This window comes from Candidatus Eisenbacteria bacterium (genome assembly GCA_016930695.1).
In the GTDB taxonomy this organism is placed as follows: Bacteria; Orphanbacterota; Orphanbacteria; order Orphanbacterales; family Orphanbacteraceae; genus JAFGGD01.
Genome location: JAFGGD010000031.1, coordinates 114,006 through 138,339, shown reverse-complemented (window position 1 = coordinate 138,339; position 24,334 = coordinate 114,006). Strand labels below are relative to the sequence as shown.

The 24,334-nt window shown below is 66.7% G+C and carries 24 protein-coding genes and 1 tRNA gene; 1 reads left to right on the top strand and 24 read right to left on the bottom strand.

Features of this window, described 5'->3' with window-relative positions; all coding sequences use genetic code 11:
* Positions 1 to 261: 261 nt before the first annotated feature.
* Complete coding sequence (gene trpD / locus JW958_07450) at positions 262 to 1,386, bottom strand: anthranilate phosphoribosyltransferase (GenBank protein MBN1826084.1); 1,125 nt, start codon at positions 1,384 to 1,386, stop codon at positions 262 to 264.
* Positions 1,387 to 1,677: 291 nt separating this feature from the next.
* On the opposite strand from trpD, the gene JW958_07445 reads away from it, so the two are divergent.
* On the top strand, positions 1,678 to 3,438 hold the full coding sequence (locus tag JW958_07445) for a hypothetical protein (GenBank protein MBN1826083.1): 1,761 nt from the start codon (positions 1,678 to 1,680) through the stop codon (positions 3,436 to 3,438).
* Between the two features lie 9 nt (positions 3,439 to 3,447).
* On the opposite strand, the gene JW958_07440 is transcribed toward JW958_07445, so the two are convergent.
* The 23 genes from JW958_07440 to JW958_07330 form a co-directional block, all read right to left on the bottom strand.
* Positions 3,448 to 3,975 (bottom strand): CDP-alcohol phosphatidyltransferase family protein, encoded by a 528-nt coding sequence (locus JW958_07440; protein ID MBN1826082.1) that lies wholly within the window; start codon positions 3,973 to 3,975, stop codon positions 3,448 to 3,450.
* Positions 3,972 to 5,684: a DNA repair protein RecN gene (recN, locus tag JW958_07435; protein ID MBN1826081.1), complete on the bottom strand. Its 1,713-nt coding sequence runs from the start codon at positions 5,682 to 5,684 to the stop codon at positions 3,972 to 3,974. The genes JW958_07440 and recN overlap by 4 nt, the downstream gene beginning before the upstream one ends.
* Before the next feature lie 14 nt (positions 5,685 to 5,698).
* Positions 5,699 to 6,535, bottom strand: coding sequence for an NAD(+)/NADH kinase (locus JW958_07430; GenBank protein MBN1826080.1), 837 nt, complete (start codon positions 6,533 to 6,535; stop codon positions 5,699 to 5,701).
* Between the two features lie 13 nt (positions 6,536 to 6,548).
* Positions 6,549 to 7,448 (bottom strand): polyprenyl synthetase family protein, encoded by a 900-nt coding sequence (locus JW958_07425; protein MBN1826079.1) that lies wholly within the window; start codon positions 7,446 to 7,448, stop codon positions 6,549 to 6,551.
* Complete coding sequence (xseB, locus tag JW958_07420; protein ID MBN1826078.1) at positions 7,445 to 7,723, bottom strand: exodeoxyribonuclease VII small subunit; 279 nt, start codon at positions 7,721 to 7,723, stop codon at positions 7,445 to 7,447. Before xseB ends, JW958_07425 begins: the two co-directional genes overlap by 4 nt.
* Positions 7,716 to 8,948, bottom strand: coding sequence for an exodeoxyribonuclease VII large subunit (xseA, locus tag JW958_07415; GenBank protein MBN1826077.1), 1,233 nt, complete (start codon positions 8,946 to 8,948; stop codon positions 7,716 to 7,718). Before xseA ends, xseB begins: the two co-directional genes overlap by 8 nt.
* On the bottom strand, positions 8,945 to 9,841 hold the full coding sequence (locus JW958_07410; GenBank protein ID MBN1826076.1) for a bifunctional 5,10-methylenetetrahydrofolate dehydrogenase/5,10-methenyltetrahydrofolate cyclohydrolase: 897 nt from the start codon (positions 9,839 to 9,841) through the stop codon (positions 8,945 to 8,947). The genes xseA and JW958_07410 overlap by 4 nt, the downstream gene beginning before the upstream one ends.
* A complete protein-coding gene (locus tag JW958_07405; protein MBN1826075.1) occupies positions 9,838 to 10,653 on the bottom strand; it encodes a TIGR00282 family metallophosphoesterase in 816 nt (271 codons plus the stop codon). The genes JW958_07410 and JW958_07405 overlap by 4 nt, the downstream gene beginning before the upstream one ends.
* Before the next feature lie 43 nt (positions 10,654 to 10,696).
* Complete coding sequence (rny, locus tag JW958_07400; GenBank protein ID MBN1826074.1) at positions 10,697 to 12,256, bottom strand: ribonuclease Y; 1,560 nt, start codon at positions 12,254 to 12,256, stop codon at positions 10,697 to 10,699.
* A gap of 187 nt (positions 12,257 to 12,443) precedes the next feature.
* Complete coding sequence (locus JW958_07395; protein ID MBN1826073.1) at positions 12,444 to 12,737, bottom strand: cell division protein ZapA; 294 nt, start codon at positions 12,735 to 12,737, stop codon at positions 12,444 to 12,446.
* A 119-nt stretch (positions 12,738 to 12,856) separates the two neighbouring features.
* Positions 12,857 to 13,132, bottom strand: a complete 276-nt coding sequence (locus JW958_07390) for a hypothetical protein (GenBank protein ID MBN1826072.1) — start codon at positions 13,130 to 13,132, stop codon at positions 12,857 to 12,859.
* A 111-nt stretch (positions 13,133 to 13,243) separates the two neighbouring features.
* Complete coding sequence (rplT, locus tag JW958_07385) at positions 13,244 to 13,642, bottom strand: 50S ribosomal protein L20 (protein ID MBN1826071.1); 399 nt, start codon at positions 13,640 to 13,642, stop codon at positions 13,244 to 13,246.
* 61 nt (positions 13,643 to 13,703) lie between these two features.
* Positions 13,704 to 14,282, bottom strand: coding sequence for a translation initiation factor IF-3 (gene infC, locus JW958_07380; GenBank protein MBN1826070.1), 579 nt, complete (start codon positions 14,280 to 14,282; stop codon positions 13,704 to 13,706).
* An 8-nt stretch (positions 14,283 to 14,290) separates the two neighbouring features.
* Positions 14,291 to 16,075 (bottom strand): threonine--tRNA ligase, encoded by a 1,785-nt coding sequence (gene thrS, locus JW958_07375; GenBank protein ID MBN1826069.1) that lies wholly within the window; start codon positions 16,073 to 16,075, stop codon positions 14,291 to 14,293.
* A gap of 130 nt (positions 16,076 to 16,205) precedes the next feature.
* Positions 16,206 to 16,283, bottom strand: a tRNA-Val gene (locus JW958_07370).
* 59 nt (positions 16,284 to 16,342) lie between these two features.
* On the bottom strand, positions 16,343 to 18,229 hold the full coding sequence (gene rpsA, locus JW958_07365) for a 30S ribosomal protein S1 (GenBank protein ID MBN1826068.1): 1,887 nt from the start codon (positions 18,227 to 18,229) through the stop codon (positions 16,343 to 16,345).
* 82 nt (positions 18,230 to 18,311) lie between these two features.
* The gene (locus JW958_07360) at positions 18,312 to 18,926 is read right to left on the bottom strand and encodes a 1-acyl-sn-glycerol-3-phosphate acyltransferase (GenBank protein MBN1826067.1); all 615 of its coding nucleotides are present in this window, start codon (positions 18,924 to 18,926) and stop codon (positions 18,312 to 18,314) included.
* A complete protein-coding gene (locus tag JW958_07355; GenBank protein ID MBN1826066.1) occupies positions 18,923 to 19,597 on the bottom strand; it encodes a (d)CMP kinase in 675 nt (224 codons plus the stop codon). The genes JW958_07360 and JW958_07355 overlap by 4 nt, the downstream gene beginning before the upstream one ends.
* On the bottom strand, positions 19,585 to 20,901 hold the full coding sequence (gene aroA, locus JW958_07350) for a 3-phosphoshikimate 1-carboxyvinyltransferase (GenBank protein MBN1826065.1): 1,317 nt from the start codon (positions 20,899 to 20,901) through the stop codon (positions 19,585 to 19,587). The genes JW958_07355 and aroA overlap by 13 nt, the downstream gene beginning before the upstream one ends.
* 27 nt (positions 20,902 to 20,928) lie before the next feature.
* Positions 20,929 to 21,942: a 3-deoxy-7-phosphoheptulonate synthase gene (gene aroF, locus JW958_07345; protein ID MBN1826064.1), complete on the bottom strand. Its 1,014-nt coding sequence runs from the start codon at positions 21,940 to 21,942 to the stop codon at positions 20,929 to 20,931.
* 13 nt (positions 21,943 to 21,955) lie between these two features.
* A complete protein-coding gene (locus tag JW958_07340; GenBank protein ID MBN1826063.1) occupies positions 21,956 to 22,693 on the bottom strand; it encodes an rRNA pseudouridine synthase in 738 nt (245 codons plus the stop codon).
* Positions 22,694 to 22,696: 3 nt separating this feature from the next.
* Positions 22,697 to 23,569, bottom strand: coding sequence for an SMC-Scp complex subunit ScpB (gene scpB, locus JW958_07335; protein MBN1826062.1), 873 nt, complete (start codon positions 23,567 to 23,569; stop codon positions 22,697 to 22,699).
* Positions 23,529 to 24,332, bottom strand: coding sequence for a segregation/condensation protein A (locus JW958_07330; protein MBN1826061.1), 804 nt, complete (start codon positions 24,330 to 24,332; stop codon positions 23,529 to 23,531). Before JW958_07330 ends, scpB begins: the two co-directional genes overlap by 41 nt.
* Between the last annotated feature and the right edge of the window lie 2 nt (positions 24,333 to 24,334).

Sequence of the window (24,334 nt, the reverse complement as noted above, 5' to 3'; positions counted from 1 at the left end):
TTCGCGAGAAGGGCTTTTCTCTTATCCCGAGAGGAGGAGAACCGGGGGTTCGTTAGGGGCTCTTGGAGGACGAGACCGAAGGGAACGGCCCTCCTAGAGCCCCTTATCCCGAGACCGGCGCCAGCCGGGAGCGGGGAATCCTCTCGGGCGTACCATAAGAAGAGAGAAGCCTTTCGCGAGAAGGGCTTTTCTCTTATCCCGAGAGGAGGAGAACCGGGGGTTCGTCCACGTAATGTGCCGGAAGAATGGTCGTGGAATCCGCTACCAGGATAGATCGCTCAGGAAGTCCGCCGGGCCGCGGCCGAAGGAGCGGAGGTATTCAAGGCGGCCGAGAGCGGCGCCGGAATCGATCGATTCCATCGCCCGATCCACCCCCTCCTCCAGGGTGAGTGCGTGACCGGCGATGAGGAGGGCCGCCGCCGCGTTGGCGATCACCGTCTCCCGCGCCGGCCCCGGCTCCCCATGGAGCACCGAAAGGGCGATGGAGGCGTTCTTCTCCGGCTCTCCTCCGAGAATCTCGCTCAGAGAGACCTTTTCGAAACCGAAATCCTCCGGCTCCAGAGTAAAGGTCTTCACCGTACCGCCGAACATCTCCGCCACGTAGGTCGTCCCGGTCAGCGTGATCTCGTCGCTGCCGTCGGCGCCGTGCACCACCCAAGCCCTCTCCGAGCCGAGTCGTTGGAGAGCCTCGGCGGCCGGCTCCAGAAGGGACCGGTCGTACACGCCGAGCAGCTGCCGGCCGGCGCCGGCGGGATTGGTGAGGGGGAGAAGCAGGTTGAAGAGGGTGCGTACGCCGATCTCCTCACGGGGCCCGACGGCGTGTTTCATGGCGTCGTTCAGCAGAGGCGCGAAGAGAAAGGCGATCCGCCCCTCCCGCAGGGCCGTCTCCATTTCCGTCACCGCGGGACGGATGTTCACGCCGAGCGCGTCGAGAAGCTCCGCGCTCCCGCAGCGGCTCGACACCCGGTAGCCTCCGTGCTTGGCCGTGCAAACGCCGGCTCCCGCGGTCACGAAAGCGGTCACGGTGGAGACGTTGAAGGTGCCGGTCCCGTCGCCGCCGGTGCCGCAGGTGTCGAGCACTACGTCGTGCGCGGTCCGGACGGTGCGTGTGCGCTCCCGCATCACCGAGGCGGCGCCGAGGATCTCCTCCACGGTCACCCCCTTCATGTGCAGGCCGACCAGAAAGGCGGCGATCTGCGCGTCCGTCGCCCGCCCCTCCATGATCTCGCCCATGGCGAAGCGCATTTCCGGCGCGTCGAAACCGACTCCTTGGCGGACCACGCGGTCGATCGCCTGCGCAATCCCCTGGTAGTGCACCGCTCCCTCCTCTCGCGGGCGAAAAGCCGGCTCGCCCCCTCCGCCGACGTATCGGCGGGAGCAGGGCATTTCTCAAGGCACCTCTTGGATATCGGCGGTCCTGGACCGCCGCGTCTCCGGGTGTTTCCTTTCGCCGGCGCCCGGTGAGCGCGATTCTTGTCGCTCTTTATTTTTCGTGTTAAATTTCTATTGTCGATGACGGGCCGGATCTTCTTTTTTACACCGCTTCTTCAGGTCGCGACTCCACCTTGTTTCTCCCGACCCGCCCCAATCGCCACTCGAATCGTCGGACGGACCGGCCGCGGATGGTGCTTCCCGGATCGACGACCTCCCCGGCCGTCCTCTCCGAAGAGATGGCCGATGCGCGTTCCGAACCGATGCCGGCGAACCCGGCTCTTCCGTCGTGTGAGCGCTCCTGTCCGTCTTCTCTTCCGCCCCCTGCGCCGGCCCGTTTCCACCGTGATCTGGCTCTTGTCGGCATCGGTGCTTCTGGCCGGATCCGACTGGGGTCTTCCCTCGACGGAAAGAAGCCGCATCCTTCTCGATGGAGGAACGCTCACTCCGGAGCGGTCTCAGCGCATGTCCGAGACCCGGGAGGCGCGCCGCGCGGGGAAACACGCCCATTCGCGGGTAAGGGAACGAAAACCCGGCGTCCTCCTCGACGAAACCGAACGACTGGACGCTCTCTGCCGATTCTCCATTCACAGCAGCGCGGCGGACGAGGAAAAAACATACAGCGCCTTGTCCGCGATCGACCCGAGCCGCCTACGCTTCACCCCGGGATATATCCTCTACGGCGGCGCCTATCTCTACCCGATCGGCGCGGCGCTCGCGATCGAGGAAAAGCTCGGTTTCTTTTGTGTCACCCGGAACTACGCCCATTATCTCGACCATCCGGAAGAGATGGCCCGTGTCTATCGGACCGGTCGCCTCATGAACGTTTTCGCTTTTCTCATGATCCTTCTTCTGCTCGCCGATCTGGGCGAGCGGCTGCACTCTCCCCGCGCGGGCGCCCTATCCATGGCCTCCTTCGCTCTTTCGACCTGCGCCCTCGATCAAAGCCTGGTGAGCAAATCTCACGTCTGGGCGGCTTTCTGGGGGATGGCCGGCCTCTTCTTCCTCCTCCGCCACCGCGAGAAGGGAGGGTTTCGTCCGCTCCTTCTCTCGGCCGTCGCTTTCGGTTGGTCCGCCGGATCGTCTCCACCGGCTCTCGCTCTCCTGGTCTTTATTCCCCTCCTCGGAAAGACCGCGGCCCGCCGTATCGCCGCCGCCCTTTTCACCGCCCTCGCGGTGTTCCTCTTGTTCAATCCCTTTTTAGTCTACGATCCCTCTTCCTATCTGCATTTCGCCGACAAGCATCTTTCCGGATGGGGCTGCGGATACGGGGTGTTCTCGTTCCGGAAATGCGCCCGTTTTCTGCGCGATTTCATTTTCCGCGCGAACTGCTTTCCCGCTTCTCTCGTCGGTCTGGCGACGATCGTCGCCGTTCTTCTCCGCGGTCCTCCCCCGCTTCGGAGGCTCGCGGCCGGCACCCTGGGAATCCTGCTCGCCGCGGGCGCGTCGATCTGCGTCCTACGAATCAATTTGTTTATCGGTCCTTTTTTCGCGCTCTTCTCCGGCGTCGGGGCGGCCGCTTTGCTCGGGAGGGTTCGGCAGGGCGGCGCGACGGTTTCGGTCCTCCTTCTCTCGCTCCTCTTCGCCCTCGGCTTGGGGAGCGCCGTCCTTTTCGCCTGGGAGGTAATCGACGACCGGGAATGGCTGGCGCCCACTCGGGCTTGGATCGAGGAGACGGAGTGGCGGGATTCCACGACGATCGGCTTCTTCGGGTACCCCTTCGAGGGGAGACCGGACCCGCGGGACACGCCCCCCCTTCCCCTTCTTCGCGGAAGATGGCTGAACCTCTCCGCATGGTCCGAGGGAGATCCCGTTCCGGACGCCGCCGTCATCGGCGTCTACGGCGACAATCCGTTACGGTGGGAACGGCATCCCCTGCGGTCGCGGTTCCGTCTCGCCCGCGTCTTGGGACACCGCCGCGCCTTCGATCTACTCCCGGCCTGGCGCGTTCCCTCGCAGGCGAGGATCACCGGTTCGGTTTATGTCCTTAATAAAAACCCGGAGTAGAAATCTCCTTCAGGTCCTCTCCCGCCCCGCGCGGATCGCGAGGAAGACCCGGAGATAGAGGAGGAAGGAGAGGACCAGCGCGGCGGTTCCCGCGGCGAGTGCGTAGGGACGGGCGGCGTGGAGAGGGAGGATCCAAAGGAAAAGAACGGCGGCGAGGGCGTTGAAGGCGACCTTTCCCGGAAGGCGGGAGGCGGGGACGCGACCGGCGCGTCGGATCACGAGGGCGCCGCCGGCGAGGATCAGAAGATCCCGGGCGAGCACCGCCGCGAGAAACCAGAAGGGGAGGCCGCGCCAGAGCCAAAGGGAGACGGCGACGGCCGCGGCGAGCGCTTTGTCCGCGAGGGGGTCGAGCACGCGGCCCGCCTCGGAGGATGCGTTCCAGCGGCGGGCCGCCCACCCGTCCAGCCCGTCCGTGAGAAACGCCGCGGCGAGAAGAGCGAGGGCGAGGAGATCCCTCCCGTCGCGGATCGCGAGGACCACGGGCGCGGCGAGCAGAATCCGAAGGAGGGAGAGGCCGTTCGGGATATGGCGTTTCATCGCGTGCGACGCCGCCCCTTCCGGGCGCTGTTGAGGATCTCCTTGGCGTGGGGGACGCTCACCTCCGGGCGCGCCGAGCCGCCCATCATGCGGACCATCTCCTCCACGCGCGCTTCCCCCTCCATCTCCTCCACGCGGATCACCGTCCTTCCTCCCGCCTCCCTCTTTTCCACGCGCAGGTGGCGGTCGGCGCGCCCGGCGATGGCGGGAAGATGGGTGATGCAGAGGACCTGCCGCCGCGCCCCAACCTCCGCCAGCGCTTCGCCGATCCTCTCTCCCACGTCGCCGCCGACGCCGGCGTCGATCTCGTCGAAAAGCGCCGTCGGCACCCGGGCGTGATCGGCGAGCACCCTCTTGATCGCCAGCATCGCCCGCGAGATCTCTCCTCCCGAAGCGACGCGACGAAGCGGGAGAAGCGGCTCCCCCTTGTTGGCGGCGAAGAGAAATTCCACGCGGTCGATTCCGTCCCGTCCGGCGCGGAAGCGTTTGCCGCCGATCCCGATCTTGCCCTCCGGGTCCTCGGTCCTCTCCACCGTCACCGTGAAACGCGCCCCCCGGAGGGCGAGGGGTTGCAGGTTCGTTTCGATCGCCGCGCCGAGCGCCTCCGACTTCCCCGAGCGGAGCGACGAGAGCGCCTCCGCCGCCCGAGCGGCCTCCCCGGCGAGCCTCTCCTCCTCCTCATGCAGAACGCGCAGCCTCTCCTCGCCTGCGTCGATCCGCTCCAGGTCGGCGGCGATCCTTTCGCGCATCGCCAGGATCTCCTCCACCGAAGAGCGGTGTTTCCTCTTCAGCGCGGCGATCGACTCGAGTCGTTCCATCGCCCTGTCGAGAGCGCCGGCCGGGGCGTCGATCCGTTCGGCGAGACGATCGGTCTGCAGAAGCGCCTCCTCCACCTCGGCCAGAGCACGCCGGCACGCCTCCGCCGCCTCCCGGGGCGCGTCGCCGTGGTCGGCGTAACGCTCCAACCTCTCCGCCGCTTCTCCCAGCCGGTCCATGGCGCTCCCGTCCTCCTCGCGGAGCGACTCCCGCACGTGATAGACGAGCTCCCGGATCCGCTCCGCCTGTTTGAGGATGCGCGCCTCCTCCGCCAGCTCTTCTTCCTCGCCCGGACGGAGACCGGTCCGATCGATCTCCTCCGCCTGCCAGCGGAGAAAATCCTCTTTCTCCCGCGCCGCGACGATCCGTTTCTCCTCGCCGGCGCGCTTCGCCCGCGCCTCGCCGAGCGCCTCCGCCGCCGCGCGGTACGCACCGAGCGCCTCTCCGGCGCCCGCGTAGGCGTCCAGATACGCCCTCTGCAGGGCGGGATCGAGAAGGCTCTCCCTTTCCTGCTGTCCGTGGAAATCGACGAGCGCCTCACCCAACCCGCGGAGCCGATCGAGCGGCACCAGCCTTCCGTTCACCTCCACCCGTCCCCGGCCGCTTCGGGGGATCCGCCGTTCGACAAGGACGCTCCCCTCTTCGTCGAGGAGGTCGGCGAGAGGGAACGACGACGGATTCTTGATGGTAAAAAGACCTTGCAGCACCGCCTCCTCCGCCCCTTCCCGAACGGGAGGGCGGGCGCCCTTGCGCCCCAGGAGCAGGGCGAGCGCCTCGAAAAGGACCGTCTTCCCCGCGCCGGTCTCGCCGGTGATCACGTTGAAACCCGGACCGAAACGCAGAGCGAGCCGGTCCACCAGGGCAAAGTCGTCGATTCGGAGTTCGCGCAGCATCGTCAGGCGCGGGGTTATTCCCGCTTTCCCCAGTGGAGTTTCCGTCGCAGGGTTTCGTAGAAGTCCGGTCCGCCGACGCGGACCAGCCGGGTGACGAAGGGAGAGGTGCTGATCCGCGCCACCGTGTCGGAGCCGACCACCGTCGACACCTGGCCGTCGACGGTAACGCGCATCTCCTCCCCCGGCTCGGCGAGCCGCACTTCGATCTGCTCGCTTTCGGGGAGGACCAGGGGGCGAACGCCGAGGACATGCGGGCAGATCGGCGTCATCACGATCGCCTTCACGCCCGGATGGATCAGCGGGCCGCCCGCGGAGAGGTTGTACGCCGTCGATCCGGTCGGCGTGGAGAGGATCAGCCCGTCGGCGGTGTAACGGCCGATGCGATGACCGCCGAGGCGGGTTTCGTAGTGGCCGATCCGCATGGTCCCCGATTTGTTGATGGTCACATCGTTCAGCGCCGTGAAGCCGGCCGCCCCTCCCTCCTCACCGCCGATCGTCACGGTCAGATTCATACGGTCCTCGATCCGGTAGCTCCCCTCCCGAACCCGCTTCAGCGCCGGCTGCAGCTCGGTCATGCTGATCTCGGTGAGAAACCCGAGGGAGCCCATGTTCACTCCGAGGATCGGGGTCTCCTTCTCGGCGACGAGGCGCGCCGCATGGAGGAGAGTGCCGTCGCCGCCCAGGCTGATCACGAAGTCGCTGGAGATGAGGCGAAGGCGATCCTCTTCGCTGGGATCGCCGTTGTCGAGCACCCGGATCTCGGCGCCCCAGCGGCCCGCCCAAGCCTTGAGGCGGTCCGCGATCTCGGGGACACCCTGCTTTTTCCGGTTCGCCACCACGCCGAGTATCATCACACCGTCACCCTTAACAAGCTCCGTTCAGGCGGTCAACCACGAACTGGACAACCCGCGCGAGGAGTCCCCCCTCCGTGTCGAAGGGGAGGGCGAGAACGGCCTCGCCTGCCAGACGGCGCGCCTCCGCCGCCGAAGCCTCCACGCCGACCAGCCCCGGAAAAGTCGCCTTCCCCCGCGCCGCGTCCTTGCCGGTCCTCTTCCCCATCCGCTCCGCGCCGGCGGTCACGTCCAGAAGATCGTCGACGATTTGGAAGACCAGACCGAAGGCGGCGCCGTAGGAGCGGAGACCCTCGATCGCCTCCTCGGACGCGCCGGCGGCGATCCCCCCGGCGGCGGCGGAAACCGAGAGGAGCGCGCCGGTCTTCATCCGATGGATCCTCTCGAGCGCACCTTTTTCCCGGACCGGTTCCGTCTCGGCGAGGAGGTCGAGCGCCTGCCCCCCGATCATGCCGGTCGTGTCCACCGCGCGGCCCACCTCGTCGACCAGACGGATCCGCCGCTCCGCCGGGATCGGCTCGGCTCGGGCGAGGAGCGTCAACCCCCGCGTGAGGAGGGCGTCCCCCGCCAGGAGCGCCGTCGCCTCGCCGAAGGCGACGTGGCAGGTGGGGCGACCGCGGCGCAGATCGTCGTCGTCCATGCAGGGAAGATCGTCATGGATGAGCGAGTAGGTGTGAATCATTTCGATCGCCGCCGCGACCGCGTCCACACCGACCCCGCTCCCCCCCGCCGCCTCGTGCGCCGCCAGAGCGAGGATCGGCCGGATCCGTTTCCCGCCGGCGAAGACGGAGTGGCGCATCGCCCGGATCAACCCCTCCGGCCCCTCTTCCGGATCGAGAGGAAGGTAACGCTCCAGCGCCCTTTCCACGCGGTCGCGGTAAGGCGCGAGCGCTTCCGGCACGCCCTCGCTCACTCCTCTTCCCCCTCGCCGAAGGGTTCCTCTCGGATCCCCTCGCTTCCCCGATCGAGAATCTTCCGCACCCGAAGCTCCGCCTCGGCGAGGGCGCGTTCCAATTCCTTCACGAGACCGTTCCCCTCCTCGAAGAGCCGGAGCGACTCGTCCAGCGTACCCTTTCCCGCCTCCAGATCGCGCACGATCTCCTCGAGCCGGGTCATGCTCTTTTCCCAGTCGATCCGGCCGGCCTCCGGCGTGGTTTTTTTGCCACTCAATTTTTCACTCCTATCCATCCGCGGGGCGGATCCGCTCGGTTCTCGCGTCCGCCTCTCCCCTTCGGAAACGGATGGTGAGGAGCGCGCCGGGCGCGAGCGCCGCCGCGTCGAGCACCGCCCGTCCCACCTCGTCCCGCACGATGCTGTACCCCCGGTCGAGCACCGCCGACGGATCGAGCGCGCGGAGACTCCCGGAAAGGGCGGCGAGCCTCTCCCTCCGGCGTTCCCCCCCCCGCGTCGCCGCGGTCGCCAGCCGCCGGGAGAGATCGTCCAGTCGCTGCGTCTCCTCCCGCACCCGCGCCTCCGGAACGGCGAGGGCGCGGCTCTCCCGGAAACGGCGGAGCCTCTCCGCGAGAAAGCGGAGCCGCTCCTCCATCGGCCGGGCGACACGCCGCGCGAAATGCTCCAGGATCCGCTCCACTTCCTCCCGGTCCGGCGACAGCATCTCCGCCGCCGCGGAGGGGGTGGCGGCGCGGGCGTCCGCCGCCAGGTCGGCGATGGTGACATCCACCTCGTGGCCCACCGCGGAGAGCACCGGGATCCGGGAGGCGGCGATGGCCCGAGCGACGCGCTCCTCGTTGTAGGCCCAGAGATCCTCCAACGAGCCTCCCCCCCGGCCGACGACGAGCAGGTCCGCTGCCGCGGCGGCGTTCATCCTCTCGATGGCGGCGGCGATCTCCTCCGCCGCCCCTTCCCCCTGCACCCGGACGGGATAGAGGAGAAGCGTCACGGGAAAGCGGTCCCGGAGCACGCGGATCACGTCGTGGATCGCCGCGCCCGTCGGCGAGGTGATCACGCCGACCCTCTCCGGCCACCGGGGGAGGGGGCGCTTCCGCGCCGGATCGAAGAGTCCCTCCTTCTCCAGCCGCTCCACCAGCGCCCGAAAGGCGAGTTCCAACTCCCCCCGTCCGACCGGCACCAGACTCCGCACCACGATCTGATGCTGGCCGCTCCTCTCGTAAACCGTGAGGGACCCATAGGCGCGCACCCGAAGCCCGTCCTCGGGATGAAAGTTGAGCAGTCGATTGTTGCCCCGAAAGAAAACCGCGCGAAGCTGCGCCCTCTCGTCCTTGAGGGAGAAGTACATGTGCCCCGATGTGTGGTGAACGAAGTTGGAAATCTCCCCCTCCACCCAGAGCGGGGGAAAGGCCTCCTCCAGGGCGCCCTTCACCCGCGCCGTCAGCTCCGAGACGGACCAGATCTTCCGGTCCGCGCCGGTCCCGCTCGAAGGCTCGCGCTTCATCCGTCCTCCCGGCCGGCGGCGGCCCGCGCCGTGGCGCGCAGCAGAATCGCGGTGGTCACCGGCCCCACGCCGCCCGGCACCGGCGTGATACGGGACGCCACCGGCTCCGCCGACGCATAATGCACGTCCCCCACCATCCTCCATCCCTTCTTCGCCGAGGGATCCTCCACCGCGTGAGTCCCCACGTCGATCACCACCGACCCGTCCCGGAGCCACTCGCCCCGCACGAACTCCGGTCGCCCCACCGCGGCGACGAGCACCTCCGCCTGGCGGATGTGATGGAGCAGATCCCGGGTCCGGGAGTGGCAAACGGTCACCGTCGCGTCTCCCCCCTTTCCTTTTCGAAGGAGCAGGCTCGCGAGCGGCGCCCCCACGACGCGGCTCCTCCCCAGAATCACCGTCTCCGTCCCCTCCAGCGGGACCCCCTCCTCCTGCAGGATCTCCAGCACCGCCAGCGCCGTGCAGGGGGCGAAGCGAGGGCGGCCGAGGGCGAGAAGCCCCGCGTTCCACGGGTGCTGTCCCTCCACGTCCTTTTCCGGATCGAGCAACGAGAAGAGGACCTCTTCGTTCACTCCTGAAGGAAATGGGAGGCCGAGAAGGATGCCGTGGACCGAACGGTCCTCGTTGAGGCGCATCACCGCCCGCGCCAGCTCCCTCTCGGCGTTTTGGAGGGGAACCGTCTCGAGCACCGATTCGATCCCCACGCGCGCGCAGGCCCTCTCCCGGGAACGCATGTAGCTCGCGAACCCGGCGCCCGCGTCCTTCACCGCGAGGGAGACCAGCCGGGGGAAAACCCCCCGCGCCCGGAGCCTCTCCGTCTCCGCCCGGACCCCTTCCTCGATCCGCGCCGCCAGCGCCTTTCCGTCGATCCTTTTCTCTCGGGGGTCGGTCATTCTCTTTCGCTCCGCTCTTCCTCCGTCTCGACCGCCGCGGGCTCGCGGATCCGTTCGATGCGGAGGCTCCGGCCGGTCTCCCGGTCCACGTCCACCACCACGCCGTGCACGTAGGGATTCCGCGTGGACGCCTCGAACCGGACCGGCATCTGTGTGAGGAATCGTTTGAGGATGAGTTCGGTCTTCACGCCGATCACCGAGTCCTGGGGACCGGTCATGCCGGCGTCCGTGATGTAGGCGGTGCCGCCGGGGAGGAGACGCTCGTCGGCGGTCTGCACGTGCGTGTGAGTACCGATGACGGCGCTCACCCGACCGTCCAGATGCCACCCCATCGCCACCTTCTCGGAGGTCGCCTCGGCGTGCATGTCGACGAAGAGGATCGGCGTCTCCCGCGCGATCCGCGGCAGCACGGCGTCGGCCGCCCGAAAGGGGCAGTCCGCGCCCTCGAGGAAGACGCGCCCCATCAGATTGAGCACGCCGATTTTTCCCCCCGAGGGGATCGGGTAGACCCCCCACCCGCGGCCGGGCGTACCGGCGGGGAAGTTGGCGGGCCGGAGCACGCGGTCCCGGTCCCGCAGAAAGGGAAGCGACTCCTTGCGGTCCCAGGAGTGGTTGCCGCCGGTCAGCACATCGAAGCCCGCCTCGAACAACTCCTCGGCGATCTTCCCCGTGAAGCCGAACCCGCCGGCGGCGTTCTCGCAGTTGACGATCCGGAAATCCGGCCGGTACCGCTCGTTCAGATCGGGCAGACGGTCCCGGAGGGCGCGGCGGCCGGCGGCGCCGAAGAGGTCCGCCACGAAGAGGATGCGCACCCGGTCCATCACGTCCCCGGGCCCGGTCCGGGCGGGCCCCCCGCTACTTGGCGTATTCGACCGATCGGGTTTCCCGGATCACCACGACCTTGATCTGGCCCGGGTACTCCAGTTCCTTCTCCACCTTGCGGGCGATGCTCGTGGAGAGGCCGACGGCGTCCTCGTCGCCCACGATGCCGCTCTCGACCATGATGCGGATCTCGCGGCCCGCCTGGATGGCGTAGCATTTGTCCACGCCCTTGAAGCTCGTGGCGATCGCCTCCAGCTTCTCGAGACGCTGCACGTATGTTTCCAGCGTCTCCCCCCGGGCACCGGGCCGCGCGCCGGAGATGGCGTCCGCCGCCTGAACGAGCGGCGCGTAGAGCGAGCTGGCCTCCACGTCCTCGTGGTGGGCGCGGATCGCGTTCACCACCACCGGCGGCTCGCCGCACCTCTCCGCCACGTCGCCGCCCACCAGGGAGTGAAGCCCTTCCGTCTCGTGTGTGAGCGCCTTGCCGATGTCGTGGAGAAGACCCGAGCGTTTGGCGACCTGCGGGTCCAGCCGCAGCTCCGACGCCATCAGCCCGCAGAGCCACCCCACCTCCTTGGAGTGCTGGAGCACGTTCTGCCCGTAGCTGGTCCGGTAGTGGAGCCGCCCGAGAAGCTGCACCAGCACGTCCTGCAGACCGACGATCCCCATCTCCAGGGTGGTCTGCTCGCCGATCTCGCGGATGCGCTCCTCCAGGTCCTTCTCCGCCTTGCCGACCACCTCTTCGATCCGGCCGGGGTGAATCCGGCCGTCGGAGATGAGACGCTCCAGGCTGTTCCGCGCCACCTCCCGGCGGATCGGATCGAAACCGGAGAGGACCACCGCGCCCGGCGTGTCGTCGATGATCACGTCCACGCCGGTCGCCTGTTCGAAGGCGCGGATGTTCCGCCCCTCCCGGCCGATGATGCGCCCCTTCATCTCGTCGTTCGGAAGGGTGACCACCGAGACGGTGTTCTCCACGGAGTGCTCCGCGGCGCAACGCTGGATCGCCATGGTGACGATCTTCTTCGCCTCCCTCTCGGCGTTCCGCTTCGCCTCGTCCCGGATCTGGCGGACCAGCCGGGCCGAATCGTGACGCGCCTCCTCCTCCAGGTTGCGCATCAGCATGTCCTTCGCCTCCGCCGTGGAGAGTCCGGCGATCCGCTCGAGCTGACGGTTCTCCTTCTCCACCAGATCCTTCAGTTCCTCCCGGTCCTTCCGGATCTGTTGCTCCACCTTCTGCAGCTCCGCTTCGAGCCCCTTCGCCTCCGCCTCCTTCTTCTCCACCAGCTCCGCCCGACGGTTCAGCGTCGCTTCCTTTTCGGTGGAGCGCTTCTCCAGCTTGGCCAGCTCCTTGCGGCGCCCCTCCGTCTCCCGCTCGAATTTCTCCTTCGCCTTATACCATTCCTCTTTAGCCTCGAGGATCACTTCCTTCTTTCGGGTCTCCGCCTCTTTCTTCGCTTCCTCGACGATGCGCCCCGCCAGGTTCTGGGCGGATTCGAGGCGGTTCTTACCGAGCCGCCGGTTGACGCCCCAAGCCACGAGAAAGAGAGCGATCCCGATGCCGATCGCGATGAGGATCTGCGTGATTTCCATTCCGTTTTCCCCCCGGAAATGGGTCTATGTGAACGCGGACCGCGGATCCTTCCGGACCCGGTCCGGTGAAAAAAAACATCGAGCCCCGCCGGCGCGCGGACGGCCTCCTCCCGAGGAGTGCGCCGCGTCGCGGGCAGGGCCCGTTCCGGAATCTCTCGTACATCATCGCCCCGGGCGGGGCATCGAATCAGCCGTTCGTGACCTCCTCCAGGATGTCCCGCAGCTCCGCCACCCTATGGTCCACCTGTTCCTGCACCCGAAGGACCGCGATCCGCTCCTTGTGCAGCTCGTCGGCGATGTTCATCGCCGCCAGAATGGCGATTTTGGTGGACGACGAAATCGTGCCGCGTCCCTGGAGTTCGCGCATCTTCTCGTCCACATACTTGGCGATCCGCTCGATATAGCCGGGGTCCTCGGTCGCCTTGATGTGGTAGTCGCTCCCGAAAATGGTGACTTTCGCGCTTTTTTCTCGAGGATCCATATCCCCTCACGAACGAACGATCGATAGACGACGTCCGAGAATTCCTGAAATCCGGGCAGTGCCCGCTCGATCCGAGCGCCCAGCACCGCTTATATAATAATCCGAAAACCGGCCGGAATCTACTCGTCGAAGGAACGGATGCGCTCCAACATCCTGCGCACCTGCTCCCGCGCCTCGTCCCGGCTCTTTCGGTAAAGCTCGTTTTCCGACCGGAGCGCCCCCAAGTTCTCTCCCTCCGCGCGGAGGCTCTCCAGTTCCTCTTCCAGGGCGCGAAGCCGGCCCTCGTACTCCAGACGATCCCTCTCCCACTGCCGGCGCTGCTCCTCCATACGGGTAAACACGTGCCGGACATGGGCGATCTGTTCGTCGAGAGGACCGAAGCTCAAGTCTTCCATGAGGTTTTGCCCCTTAACCCCTGGTAACATAGCATATCCCCGAGCCGAGTCCAGAAAAAAACGGGCGGCGCCGGCCTCTTTTCCGACCGGTCGCCGCCGCCTTTCTTCGGGCTACTCCGCTTGGGTGGTCGCGCCGGCCGCGGTGGTTTCCTTGCCGCCGAGCGCGCCCCGGGCGGTTTCGACGAGGGCTCCGAAAGCCTGCTCGTCGTGGACCGCCAAATGAGCGAGCGCCTTACGGTTCAGTTCCACACCCGCCTTGTTCAGCCCGTCGATGAAGCGGCTGTAGGAGAGGCCGTGGACTCGAGTCGCGGCGCCGATCCGCACGATCCAGAGGGAACGGAAATCCCCCTTCTTCCGCTTCCGCCCGACGTAGGCGTTGCGGAGCGCTTTCTGCACGGTGTAGGACGCCGCACGAAACTGCTTCCCGCGGCCGCCCCGAAATCCCTTGGCCCGACCGAGCACCTTGCGATGACGCCGGTGTCCCGGAGGGCCGCTCTTCGCTCTCGGCATGGTTCTTCTCCTCGGGTTCCCCTATCGTGAGCCCGGGCGAACGACCCGGGCGTTCTTGTTCTTAACGCTCTTCCGCCGGCTCGTGGAGCCGTGCCGGCTCCTTTGCCTCCTCCGGCTCTCCCGGTCCCGCTTGGGGAGTCGGTTTCGGCTTCGCCTTCGGGGCGAGCACGAGTGAGAGGGTCCGCCCCTCCATCTTGGCGGCCAACTCGACGACGGCCCCTTCGCCCACGTCCTTCACGAAACGGTCCATCAGCCGCCAGCCGATATCGGTGTGGGCCATCTCCCGACCCCGGAACTGGATCGTCACCTTAACCTTGTCCCGACCGTCGAGGAAGCGGAGGGCGTTACGCAGCTTGAACTGGTAGTCATGCTCCTCGATCTTGGGCCGGAGCTTGACCTCTTTCAGATGGGTGACGTGCTGCTTCTTCTTCGCTTTCTGGGCCCGCTTGGACGCTTGGTATTTGTACTTCCCGTAGTCCATGATCCGACAGACGGGGGGACGGGCGTTGGCGGCCACCTCCACGAGGTCGAGACCTTTCTCCTCCGCCATGGCGAGCGCTTCTTCCGTCGGCAGAATGCCGATCTGCTCGCCGTCATCACCGACCACCCGCACCTGGGGCACGCGGATCCTCCGATTCACCCGCACGTTTACTGGTTTGATTGGCTCTCCTCCCCTGGCGCGAGACCGGTTTCCCGGCGTTCGATCTCGCCCCTGATCCTTTGAACGAATTCCTCGATCGGGAGCACGGTTTGTCCGCCGGCACGGTCACGCGCCGATACGGTCCGGGCTTCCGCCTCCCTCTCGCCCACGATCAACAGGTACGGGATCCGTTCCTCCCGTCCCTTGCGAATCCGATTCCCCAACGTCTCATTGGAGGCGTCGCGCGTCGCGCGCAGACCCTCACCGACGAGACGATCCTCCACCTCCCGCGCGTAGGCGTCCAGCTTTTCGGACACCGGGAGCACCCGCGCCTGCTCCGGCGCGAGCCAGACGGGGAACGCGCCCGCGTAGTGTTCCACCAGACAGGCGAAGAAACGCTCGAAACTTCCCAAGAGCGCGCGGTGGATCACGATGGGCCGGTGCGCGCCTCCGTCGGCGCCGCGATACTCCAAATCGAAACGCTCCGGCAGGTTGAAATCGACCTGGATGGTGGAGCACTGCCAGGACCGCCCCAGGCTGTCCCGAATCTTGATGTCGATCTTCGGCCCGTAAAACACCCCTTCGCCCGGATCCACCTGATAGGGGATTCCCGAATCGTCCAGAGCGCTTCGGAGCGCCGCCGTGGCTTTCTCCCAATCGTCGTCGCTCCCCACCGACTTCTCCGGCCGTGTGGAAAGGTAGACATCGAACGCCTCGAAACCCAAATCGTTGAGAATATGGATCGAGAAGCGGAAGACGCGGTCGATCTCGTCGTTCAGCGTTTCGGGCGTGCAGAAAAGATGGGCGTCGTCCTGCGTGAATCCCCGCACCCTCTTCAGGCCGTGCAGCTCGCCGGACTGCTCGTAACGATAGACGGTCCCCAGCTCCGCCCAGCGGAGGGGGAGGTCCCGGTAACTCCGGAGACGGCTCTTGTACACATGGATATGGAAGGGACAGTTCATCGGCTTCACGATGTAGTTGATCCCGTCGATATCCATGGGCGAGTACATCCGGTCCGCGTAGAAATCCATGTGCCCCGAGATTTCCCACAGATGCTGCTTCGCCAGGTGGGGCGTGTAGAGCACGTCGTATCCGTTCCGGAAGTGCTCGTCGTACCAATAGCGCTCGATCTCGTTGCGGATCCGCGCGCCCCGGGGATGCCAAAAGATCAATCCCGGCCCGTAGGTTTCGTCGCTGGAGAAAAGATCCAGCTCCCGGCCGAGCTTGCGGTGATCCCTCTTCTCCGCCTCCTCGAGACGCTTCAGATACGCCTCCAGGGAGGCGTCGTCCGGGAAGGCGACGCCGTAGATGCGCTGGAGCATCTTGTTCTTTTCGTCCCCCCGCCAATAGGCGCCCGCCACCGCAAGCAGGCGGAAGGCGCGGATCTCGCCGGTCGACGAGAGGTGGGGGCCCCGGCAGAGGTCGATGAAATCGCCGTGGCGATAGAGGGTGATCGTCTCCCCTTCCGGCAGTTCCCGGAGCATCTCGACCTTGTACGGCTGATCCGCCTTCTCGAAAAGGGCGATCGCCTCCTCGCGGCCGATCTCCTCGCGCAGGAAGGGAAGGTCCCTCCCCGAGAGCCCGCGCATCTTCTTCTCGATCCGGGGGAAGTCCTCGGGCGTCAGCGCGGAATCCATGTCCAGGTCGTAGTAAAAGCCGACGCCTCCGTACTTCTCACCCTCCCGGGTGGGCGGTCCGATGGCGAACTTCACGCCCGGATAGAGCTCGGCGATCGCCGAAGCCATCAGATGGGACGCGGAATGCCGGTAGACCTCATAGGCCTCTTCGTTCATCCGTTCCGGCAAAACAACACCCTCCCCGGACCGCGAGCGCCCGCGGGGACGCCGTTTCCGGAATACCAAAACGGGAAGGGAAAGGGTCCGCCCGTCGCGAGACCCCTCCTCCCCATCGAGATCGAAAGCGTGGTGGGCGATACTGGACTTGAACCAGTGACCTCTTGCATGTCAAGCAAGCACTCTAACCAAGCTGAGCTAATCGCCCACGATATTTGCAATTACGCTATAACCCCCGCATGATTATTTGAAGAAGGACCGGCTCTGTCAAGCCGAATCCCCCTCCTCCTCCTGATCCGTCGGGGCGGCGTTGGCCGCCTCGGAGAGGTCCACCAGATCGGCGATGGTCGTCTTCGCGCTCTGGTGCTGCCTCCTGTGGTATCCGGCCAGTTCGTCCCGCTCCTCCTGCTCCAGATACGCCTTGACGGAGAGCACGATTCGCCGGTTGGCCAGATCGAGCCGGACCACCCGCAGCTGGAGAATCTCGTCGGGCTGCAGCGCGTCCTTGTCCCGCGTCAGGTTGTCGGTGATCTGGGAGAGGGGCACGAAGCCCTCCACGTCGTTCCCCACGTCCACCACGACGCCTTTGTCCAGCACCTTGGTGATCGGCGCGTCGATGGTCGAGCCCTCGGGGAGACGGACCGCCATGTGCTCCCACGGATCGTCCTGCACCTGCTTGAGACCGAGCGAGATCCGCCGGTTCTCCTTGTCGATGTTCAGGACCATCACTTCCACGTCTTCGCCCTTCTTGACGATCTCGTTGGCGTGCTTGATCCTCTTGGTCCACGACATGTCGGAGATGTGCACCAGCCCGTCGATCCCCTCCTCCACTTCGACGAAGGCGCCGAAGTTTGTGAGGTTGCGGACTTTCCCGCTCAACTTCGATCCGACCGGATAGCGTTGCTCGATGGTGAGCCACGGATCGGGCTCCGTTTGCTTGAGACCGAGACTGATCTTCTCCGCCTCCCGGTCCACCTTGAGCACCACCGCTTCCACCGTATCCCCGACGTTGAGGATCTTCGAAGGGTGACGGATGTGACGGGTCCACGACATCTCCGAAACGTGAATGAGTCCCTCGATCCCCTTCTCCAACTCCACGAAGGCGCCGTAGTCGGTGATCGACACGACCCGGCCGTCCACCCGGGTATTGACCGGGTAACGGTTTTCCACGTCTTCCCATGGATAGGGGGTCAGCTGCTTGAGGCCGAGCGAAATCCGCTCCTTCTCCCGATCGAACTCGAGCACTTTCACCTGGATGGTGTCGCCGATGCCGACCACCTCCGAGGGGTGCCCGATCCGACCCCAGGACATATCGGTAATGTGAAGGAGCCCGTCGATGCCGCCCAGGTCGACGAAGGCGCCGAAGTCGGTGATGTTCTTCACCACGCCTTCCCGGATCTGGCCCTTTTCCAGCTCCTTGATCAGCTTCTCTTTCTTCTGGTTCCGCTCTTCTTCTAAAACGACGCGCCGGGAAACGACGATGTTCCGGCGGCGCTTGTTCAGCTTGATGATCTTGAAGGGGTACACATGCCCGATCAGGTCGTCCAGGTTGGGGACCTGACGGAGGGCGACCTGCGATCCGGGGAGGAACGCTTCCACCCCGAAGAGGTCCACCACGACACCCCCCTTGATGCGGCGGACCAAACGCCCCTCGACGACGTTGTTGTCGTCGTAGGCCTCCTTGATCCGGCTCCACACCTTCAGGAAATCGGCCCGCTGCTTGGAAAGGACCACCAGGCCGTCCTGGTTTTCCAGCTTTTCCAGATAGACATCGATCTCGTCACCGACCTTGATGTTGATCGGCTCGGGAAACTCCGACAACGAGATCACGCCTTCCGACTTAAAGCCCACGTCGACCAGCACTTCACTCTCGCCTACGCGAAGGACGGTGCCGCGAACGATCTGCCCCTCCCGAATCTCCTTCATCGAGTCTTCGTAGATCTGGAGCATCGCGTCGAGGGATTCGCGATCTCCCTCGTCGTCGTCCTCGTCCACGTTGACGAAGCGAATGCGTGCGGGCGCCGGTTCGAGATCGCTCCCGTCCAGCGCTGCGTTATCGGCGTCCAGGGCGTCGTCATCGTCGTAACGATCCCGGCCGCGGCCGCGATCGTAACCGTGGTCCCTGTTCGCCCGTTCCTCGTGCCTGTCCTCCATGCTCTTTTCCATCCTCCTTCGTACCGGAAATGCACCCTCACTGAGGGCGAATAAACATCATAAGCGATCGGCGGGGCTCTGGCTACCCATAATTCGCCTCCAACCGCCGGATTTCGGCGATCACCCGATCCCCGATCCGGAGGTATCGGTCCTTCCGGTTCTCCCCCTCCACCTTCTCCGGATCGACCGGCTCGCCGTAGAAAAGCGCCAAACGGCCCCGGCGGAAGAGGGTGCGGCCCATGCCGCGGGTCCCCCGGACGTAGACGGGCACGATGGGGACCCCCGCGGAGAGTGCGATCATCCCGATACCGGGGCGGGCCTCCCCGACGCGCCCGTCCTTGGAGCGGGTTCCCTCGGGAAAGAAGAGAAGCGCTCCTCCGCCGCGGAGGATGGCGACCACGCGGGCGATGGTCTCCCGCTCCACTCCCCCGCGGCGGACCGGCACCGCGTTGTACGACCGGATCATCCTCCCGAACCACCGGTTCCGGAAGAGTTCCACCTTCGCGAAATAGTGCAGCTCCCGGGGAACGCCCGAGCCGACCACCACCGGATCGGCATAGGAGATGTGGTTGGACGCGACCAGCACTCCCCCCTCGCGCGGGAGCTTCTCCGCCCCCTCCACGCGAAAACCCCAGAGGAGACGGAGGGGGAAGCGGAGCACCTGATAGGCGAATGCGTAATGGAACCGCATCTTCACGACAGACCCGCCTCCCGCGCGAGCGCGACGATGCGTTCGACCTGCCCCTCCAGGGAGAGCCCGGTGGTATCGACCACCACCGCGTCCGGCGCCCGCCGGAGAGGGGCCGTCGCCCTCCCGGAGTCCCGCCGGTCCCTCTCCTCGATCTCCCGTAGGATCTCCTTCTCGTCCTTGCGGATCCCCGCCGCCTCCAGCTCCAGACGGCGGCGGCGCGCCCTCTCCCGCGCATCGGCGACGAGGAAGATCTTGAGAGGGGCGTCCGGGAAGACCACGGTCCCGATGTCCCGCCCCTCCGCCACGAGACCGCCGGCGGCCGCGGCCTCTCTCTGCAAGACGATCAGCAGCTCACGGACTTCCGGTATCGCCGAGAGGGGGGAGACGAGGCGGGTCACCTCCGGGTCGCGGATCGCCCGCGTCACCTCCTCGCCGTCCAGAAAGACCCCCATTTCGTCGGCGCCGCGCCACTCGGCCCGCACGCGTGCGCCGCGCGCGATCGCCGTCATCCTCTCCGGCCCCTCTTCCGCCGCGCCGGCGCGAATCACCGAGAGCGCCAGCGCCCTGTAGAGCGCCCCGGTGTCCAGATAGCGATAGCCGAGCGCCGCCGCCACCTTCCGGGCGGTGCTGCTCTTTCCGGCCCCGGCCGGTCCGTCGATGGCGATCACCCCTCGCATCGCTCCTCCTCCGTGATCGATCCGCCGAGTCCGAGGGCGGCGAGCGTTTCCATGAACCCGGGGAAGGAAACACCCGCGCAAGCGCTCCCCTCCACGATCGTCTCTCCCGCCGCGGCGAGCCCCGCCGCGACGGCGGCCATGGCGATCCGGTGGTCACCGCCGCTCTCGACGCGCGTCCCCCGGAGCGACAATTCCCCCCGCACCGTGAATCCGTCCGGTCGCTCTTCCGCCTCCGCACCGAAGGCGCGGAGCAGGCGGACCGTCGCCGCGATCCGGTCGCTCTCCTTCCGCCGGAGTTCCCGCGCGTCCCGGACCGTAAAGACCCCCGAGGAGCGCGCGCCCACCACCGCGAGAAGGGGGATCTCGTCGATCAGGCGGGGGATTTCGTCCCCGCCGATCACGGTCCCCCGAAGCGCCCCTCCCCCCTCGGCGGTCACGCGGATGCTCTCTTCCGCCCCTTCCTCCGCTCCCCCTTCCTCCGGCTCCCGGAGGATCCGGGCACCCATCCTCTCCAGCACGTCCAAAAAGGCGGTGCGCGTCCCGTTCGCCAGGATCCCCTCCGCCGTCACCCGCCCTTCCGGCGAGAGGAGCGCCATCGCCAGGGGAAACGCGGCGGCGGAAGGATCCCCACCCACCCGAATCCTCCTCCCACGGAGGGACGTTCCTCCCTCGACCCGTACGGTGAGCCCTTCGCGCAGGAGTTTCCCCCCCATGTAGGGGATCATCCTCTCGGTGTGATCCCGGGAGAGGGCGGGTTCGGTGACGCTCGTCCACCCCTCGGCGCGGAGCCCGGCGAGGAGGATCGACGACTTGACCTGCGCCGACGCGACTTCCGTCCGCCAATCGATCCCCCGCAGGGGGCCGCCCCGGATAAAGAGGGGCGGAAACCGCCCTCCCTCGCGCCCCTCGACAAGAGCCCCCATTCGCCGAAGCGGCTCGACGATCCGGCCCATGGGCCGGCGGCGGAGGGAATCATCCCCATCAAGGCGGGCATCGAACCGTTGCGAGGCGAGCAACCCCGCCAGAAGACGGAGACCCGTGCCGGCGTTCCCCAAGTGGAGCGTCCCGCCGGGCGGCCGGAGGCGGCCGCCACTCCCCTCGATCCGGAGCGCCTCCCCCTCTTCGGTGATCGCCACGCCGAGGGCCGAGAGCGCACCCTCCAGAGCCCGGCAGTCCTCTCCCCGGTTCGCTCCGAGCAGAAGGGTGGTTCCCTCCGCCATCGCGCCGAGCAAAAGGCCCCGATGGGTGATCGACTTGTCGCCCGGAGGACGGAACGTACCGGAGGGGGACGCGCCCGGAAGGATCCGGTATCTCCCACGCGCCTCCAACGCCTACATCTCGCGGCCGACCGCCGACGCCACCCGCCGCAGACGATCCATCAGCTCATGAAAGGTCTCCGGGAGGAGCGACTGGTCTCCGTCGGAAAGCGCGGCGTCCGGGTCGGGGTGCACCTCGATCATCAGGCCGTCCGCGCCGGCGGCGACCGCCGCGAGCGCCATGGGCGCCACCCATCGCCGATGCCCGGTGCCGTGGGAAGGATCGACGATCACCGGCAGCCAGCTCTCCCGCTGGAGCACCGGCACCGCCGAGAGGTCGAGGGTGTTCCGCGTCGCCCCCTCGAAGGTCCGGATCCCCCGCTCGCAGAGAATCACCCGGTCGTTCCCGGCGGCGACGACATGTTCCGCCGCCAGCAGGTACTCCCCGAGGGTGCTCATCATTCCGCGCTTGAGGAGCACCGGCTTTCCGGCCCGCCCCACCTCCTTGAGAAGCGAAATATTTTGGGCGCTGCGGGCCCCCACCTGCACCACGTCGGCGATGCGGCATACCCGGTCCAAGTCCCGCGGGTCGGCCACCTCCGTCACCACCGGGAGGCCGGTCGCTTGGCGCGCCTCGGCGAGCCGGGCGAGCCCCTCCTCCCCGAGCCCTTGAAAGGTGTAGGGAGACGTGCGCATCTTGTACGCGCCCCCCCGGAGCGCCGACGCGCCCGCATCCCGGAGAAAGCGCGCCAGGGCGACCAGGTCGATCTCCACCTCCACCGAGCAGGGCCCGGCGATCACCGGCACCTTCTCGCCGCCGAAAAGGAGCTCTCCCGCGCGCACCCCCGGCCGTTCCGGGTGAAAGTCCCGGTGGACGAGATGATAGGGCGTTGCCGGGAGAAGGACGCGCTCCACCGCCGGATGCCGCTCCCACTCCGCCGGATCGGACGCCCCCTCCTCTCCGACCAACGCGAGAACGCGTCCCGGCGGGTCGGTGGCCTCGACCACCCGCGCCCCCCGGCGCGCCAGAAGCCCGAGTAGATCTTCCCGGTCGGCCCGGGAGACATTGCTATGTAAATAAAGGATCATCGTTCGATCGATGTCACGCCGTTCCGAGACGCACCGAGAGGCGCAGGCGGTCCAGTTCGGTTTCGGTCAGATGGCGCCACTCTCCGGCCGCCAAGCCGCGGAGCGAGAGCGGTCCGAGACGGATCCGGAGCAATCTCTCCACGTTCAACTCCTGGGCCTCGCAAATCCTCCGGATTTCCCGGTTCCGCCCTTCCTGGAGCACCACCTCCAAGGTGGTGGTCCTCTTGCCGCGATGGATCAGGGTCACCTCCTCCGGGCGGGCGGTGCGCCCTTCGATCCGCACACCCCCCTGGAAACGGCGGATCCGCGCGTCGTCGATCGCGCCGGCCACGCGGAGCCGGTAGACACGGCGGACGTGGTATCGAGGATGGGCGAGCCGATGGGCGAGAGGACCGTCGTTGGTGAGCAAAAGCAGCCCCTCGCTCATCCGGTCGAGCCTCCCGACGGGGAAAAGGGGATGGGGCGCGCCGCGGAGGAAGTCGAAGACGGTCCTTCTCCCCTCGGGATCGAATGAGGTGGTGATGACGTTCACCGGCTTATGGAACAAAATGTACACGACCCGGCGAGGCACCTGAACGACCCGGGCGCCCACGCGGACCCGGTCTCTCTCCGGATCGATCCGGACGGTGAGATCCCGCACCGGCTGCCCATTCACGGTCACCCGCCCCGCGAGGACCATCTCCTCCACCTTCCGCCGGGACCCCAGGCCCGCGGAAGCCAGAAAACGGTTAATGCGTATCGTTTCACCCACGGTTTACCCACCGCCCGCGGCGGACCGGTCGGGTCCCGACCCCGGAGCCTCTGCGGGCTCCTCCTCCGTCGCCTCTTCCGCATGCGGGGAGAGCGCCGTCTCTTCCGTTTCCACGGCATCCCCTTCCGCTTCCGCCTCGACGATGACCGGATCCTCCGCCGAAGCCCCGGAGGGAGGCGTCTCTTCCTCCTCGGAATTCGCCTCTTCCGGGACCCCTTCCCCCTCCGAGAACGCATCCCCGTCGAGAATCTCTCCGCCCTCTCCTTCCTCCGGTCCCTCCTCCTCGGCCGGGCCGAGGCGGCGCTCCACCTCCTCCTCCACCTCTTCCATCTCCTGCGCCTTCATCAGCTCCGTCAGCTCCTCGATCCTGGGAAGGTCCTCCAGACCCTTTAATCCAAAATGGTTGAGAAAGTGATCGGTCGTGCCGTACAGGATCGGCCTTCCCACTCCCTCGGCCCGCCCGCGGAGAGTGATCAGATTCCTGTCGAGAAGGGTCTTGAGGACCCCGCCGGCGTCGACGCCCCGGATCTGTTCGATCTCGGGCCGGGTTACGGGCTGCCGATAGGCGATGATCGCCAGCGTCTCCACAGCCGCCCGGGAAAGACGCATCGCCTTCAGGTCGGTGCGCATCTTCCGGATCCAGGAGAAATACTCCTTCCGCGTGAAAATCTGGTAACCCCGCTCGATCTCGACGACCTGGAAGCTCCGTCCCTCCCGGTCGTACTCCTCCCTGAGCTCCCGGACCGCGTCTTGGATCTCCTTCGCCTCCGCCTCGGGTAGAATCCGCCGGATCTGGCGGATCGTCATCGGCTCGTCGGCGGCGAAGAAAAGGGCTTCAAGGACCCGTTTCGTGTTGTTGTTCTGCTGGGATTCCATCCGGCACTTCCGTTCGCCGCCGGATCCAGATGCGGCCGAAGAGACCGGCCTGGACCATGCGGATCCGTTGGAGGCGAAGCAGCTCGAGCACGGCGATGAAGGTGACGATCACCTCCTGCTTGGGAGGCTCCTCGCCGAAGAGGCTGGTAAACTCGACCTGCTCCTCCTCGCCGAGACGCCGCTCGATCAGCTCCGCCTTCTCTTCCATGTTGTATTCGTCGAGGATGACCTCGTAAGGATCGATTCGGGGCGCCCGCTCGATGAGCTGCGCGAACACCCGCAGCAGCCCGACCATGTCGACAGGGACCTGCAGCTCCGGCGGGTCCTCCTCCTCCCCCTCCTCGTCCTCCTCCGGCATAAACCGCGTGCGCCCCACGAGCAACCGCCGTTCCTCCCGGTCCCGCGTGAGCTGCTCCGCCGCGCGCTTGTACCGCCGGTACTCCAGGAGCCGGCGGACCAGTTCCTCCCGCGGATCCTCCTCTTCCTCCTCCTCGTCCTCCGCGGGGCGGGGGAGGAGCATCTTCGCCTTGATCCGCATGAGCGTCGCCGCCATGACGAGGAATTCGCCGGCCACGTCCAGGTCGAGCATCTGCATCATCTGCACGTGTTCCAAATACTGGTCGGCGATCCGCGAGATGGGGATGTCGTAGATGTCGATCTCGTCCCGCTTGATCAGGTAGAGCAACAGATCGAGAGGTCCCTCGAACTTCTCGAGCTGCACCCGATACCCGGTTCCCCGGATTTCCTCGGCGATGGATACCATAA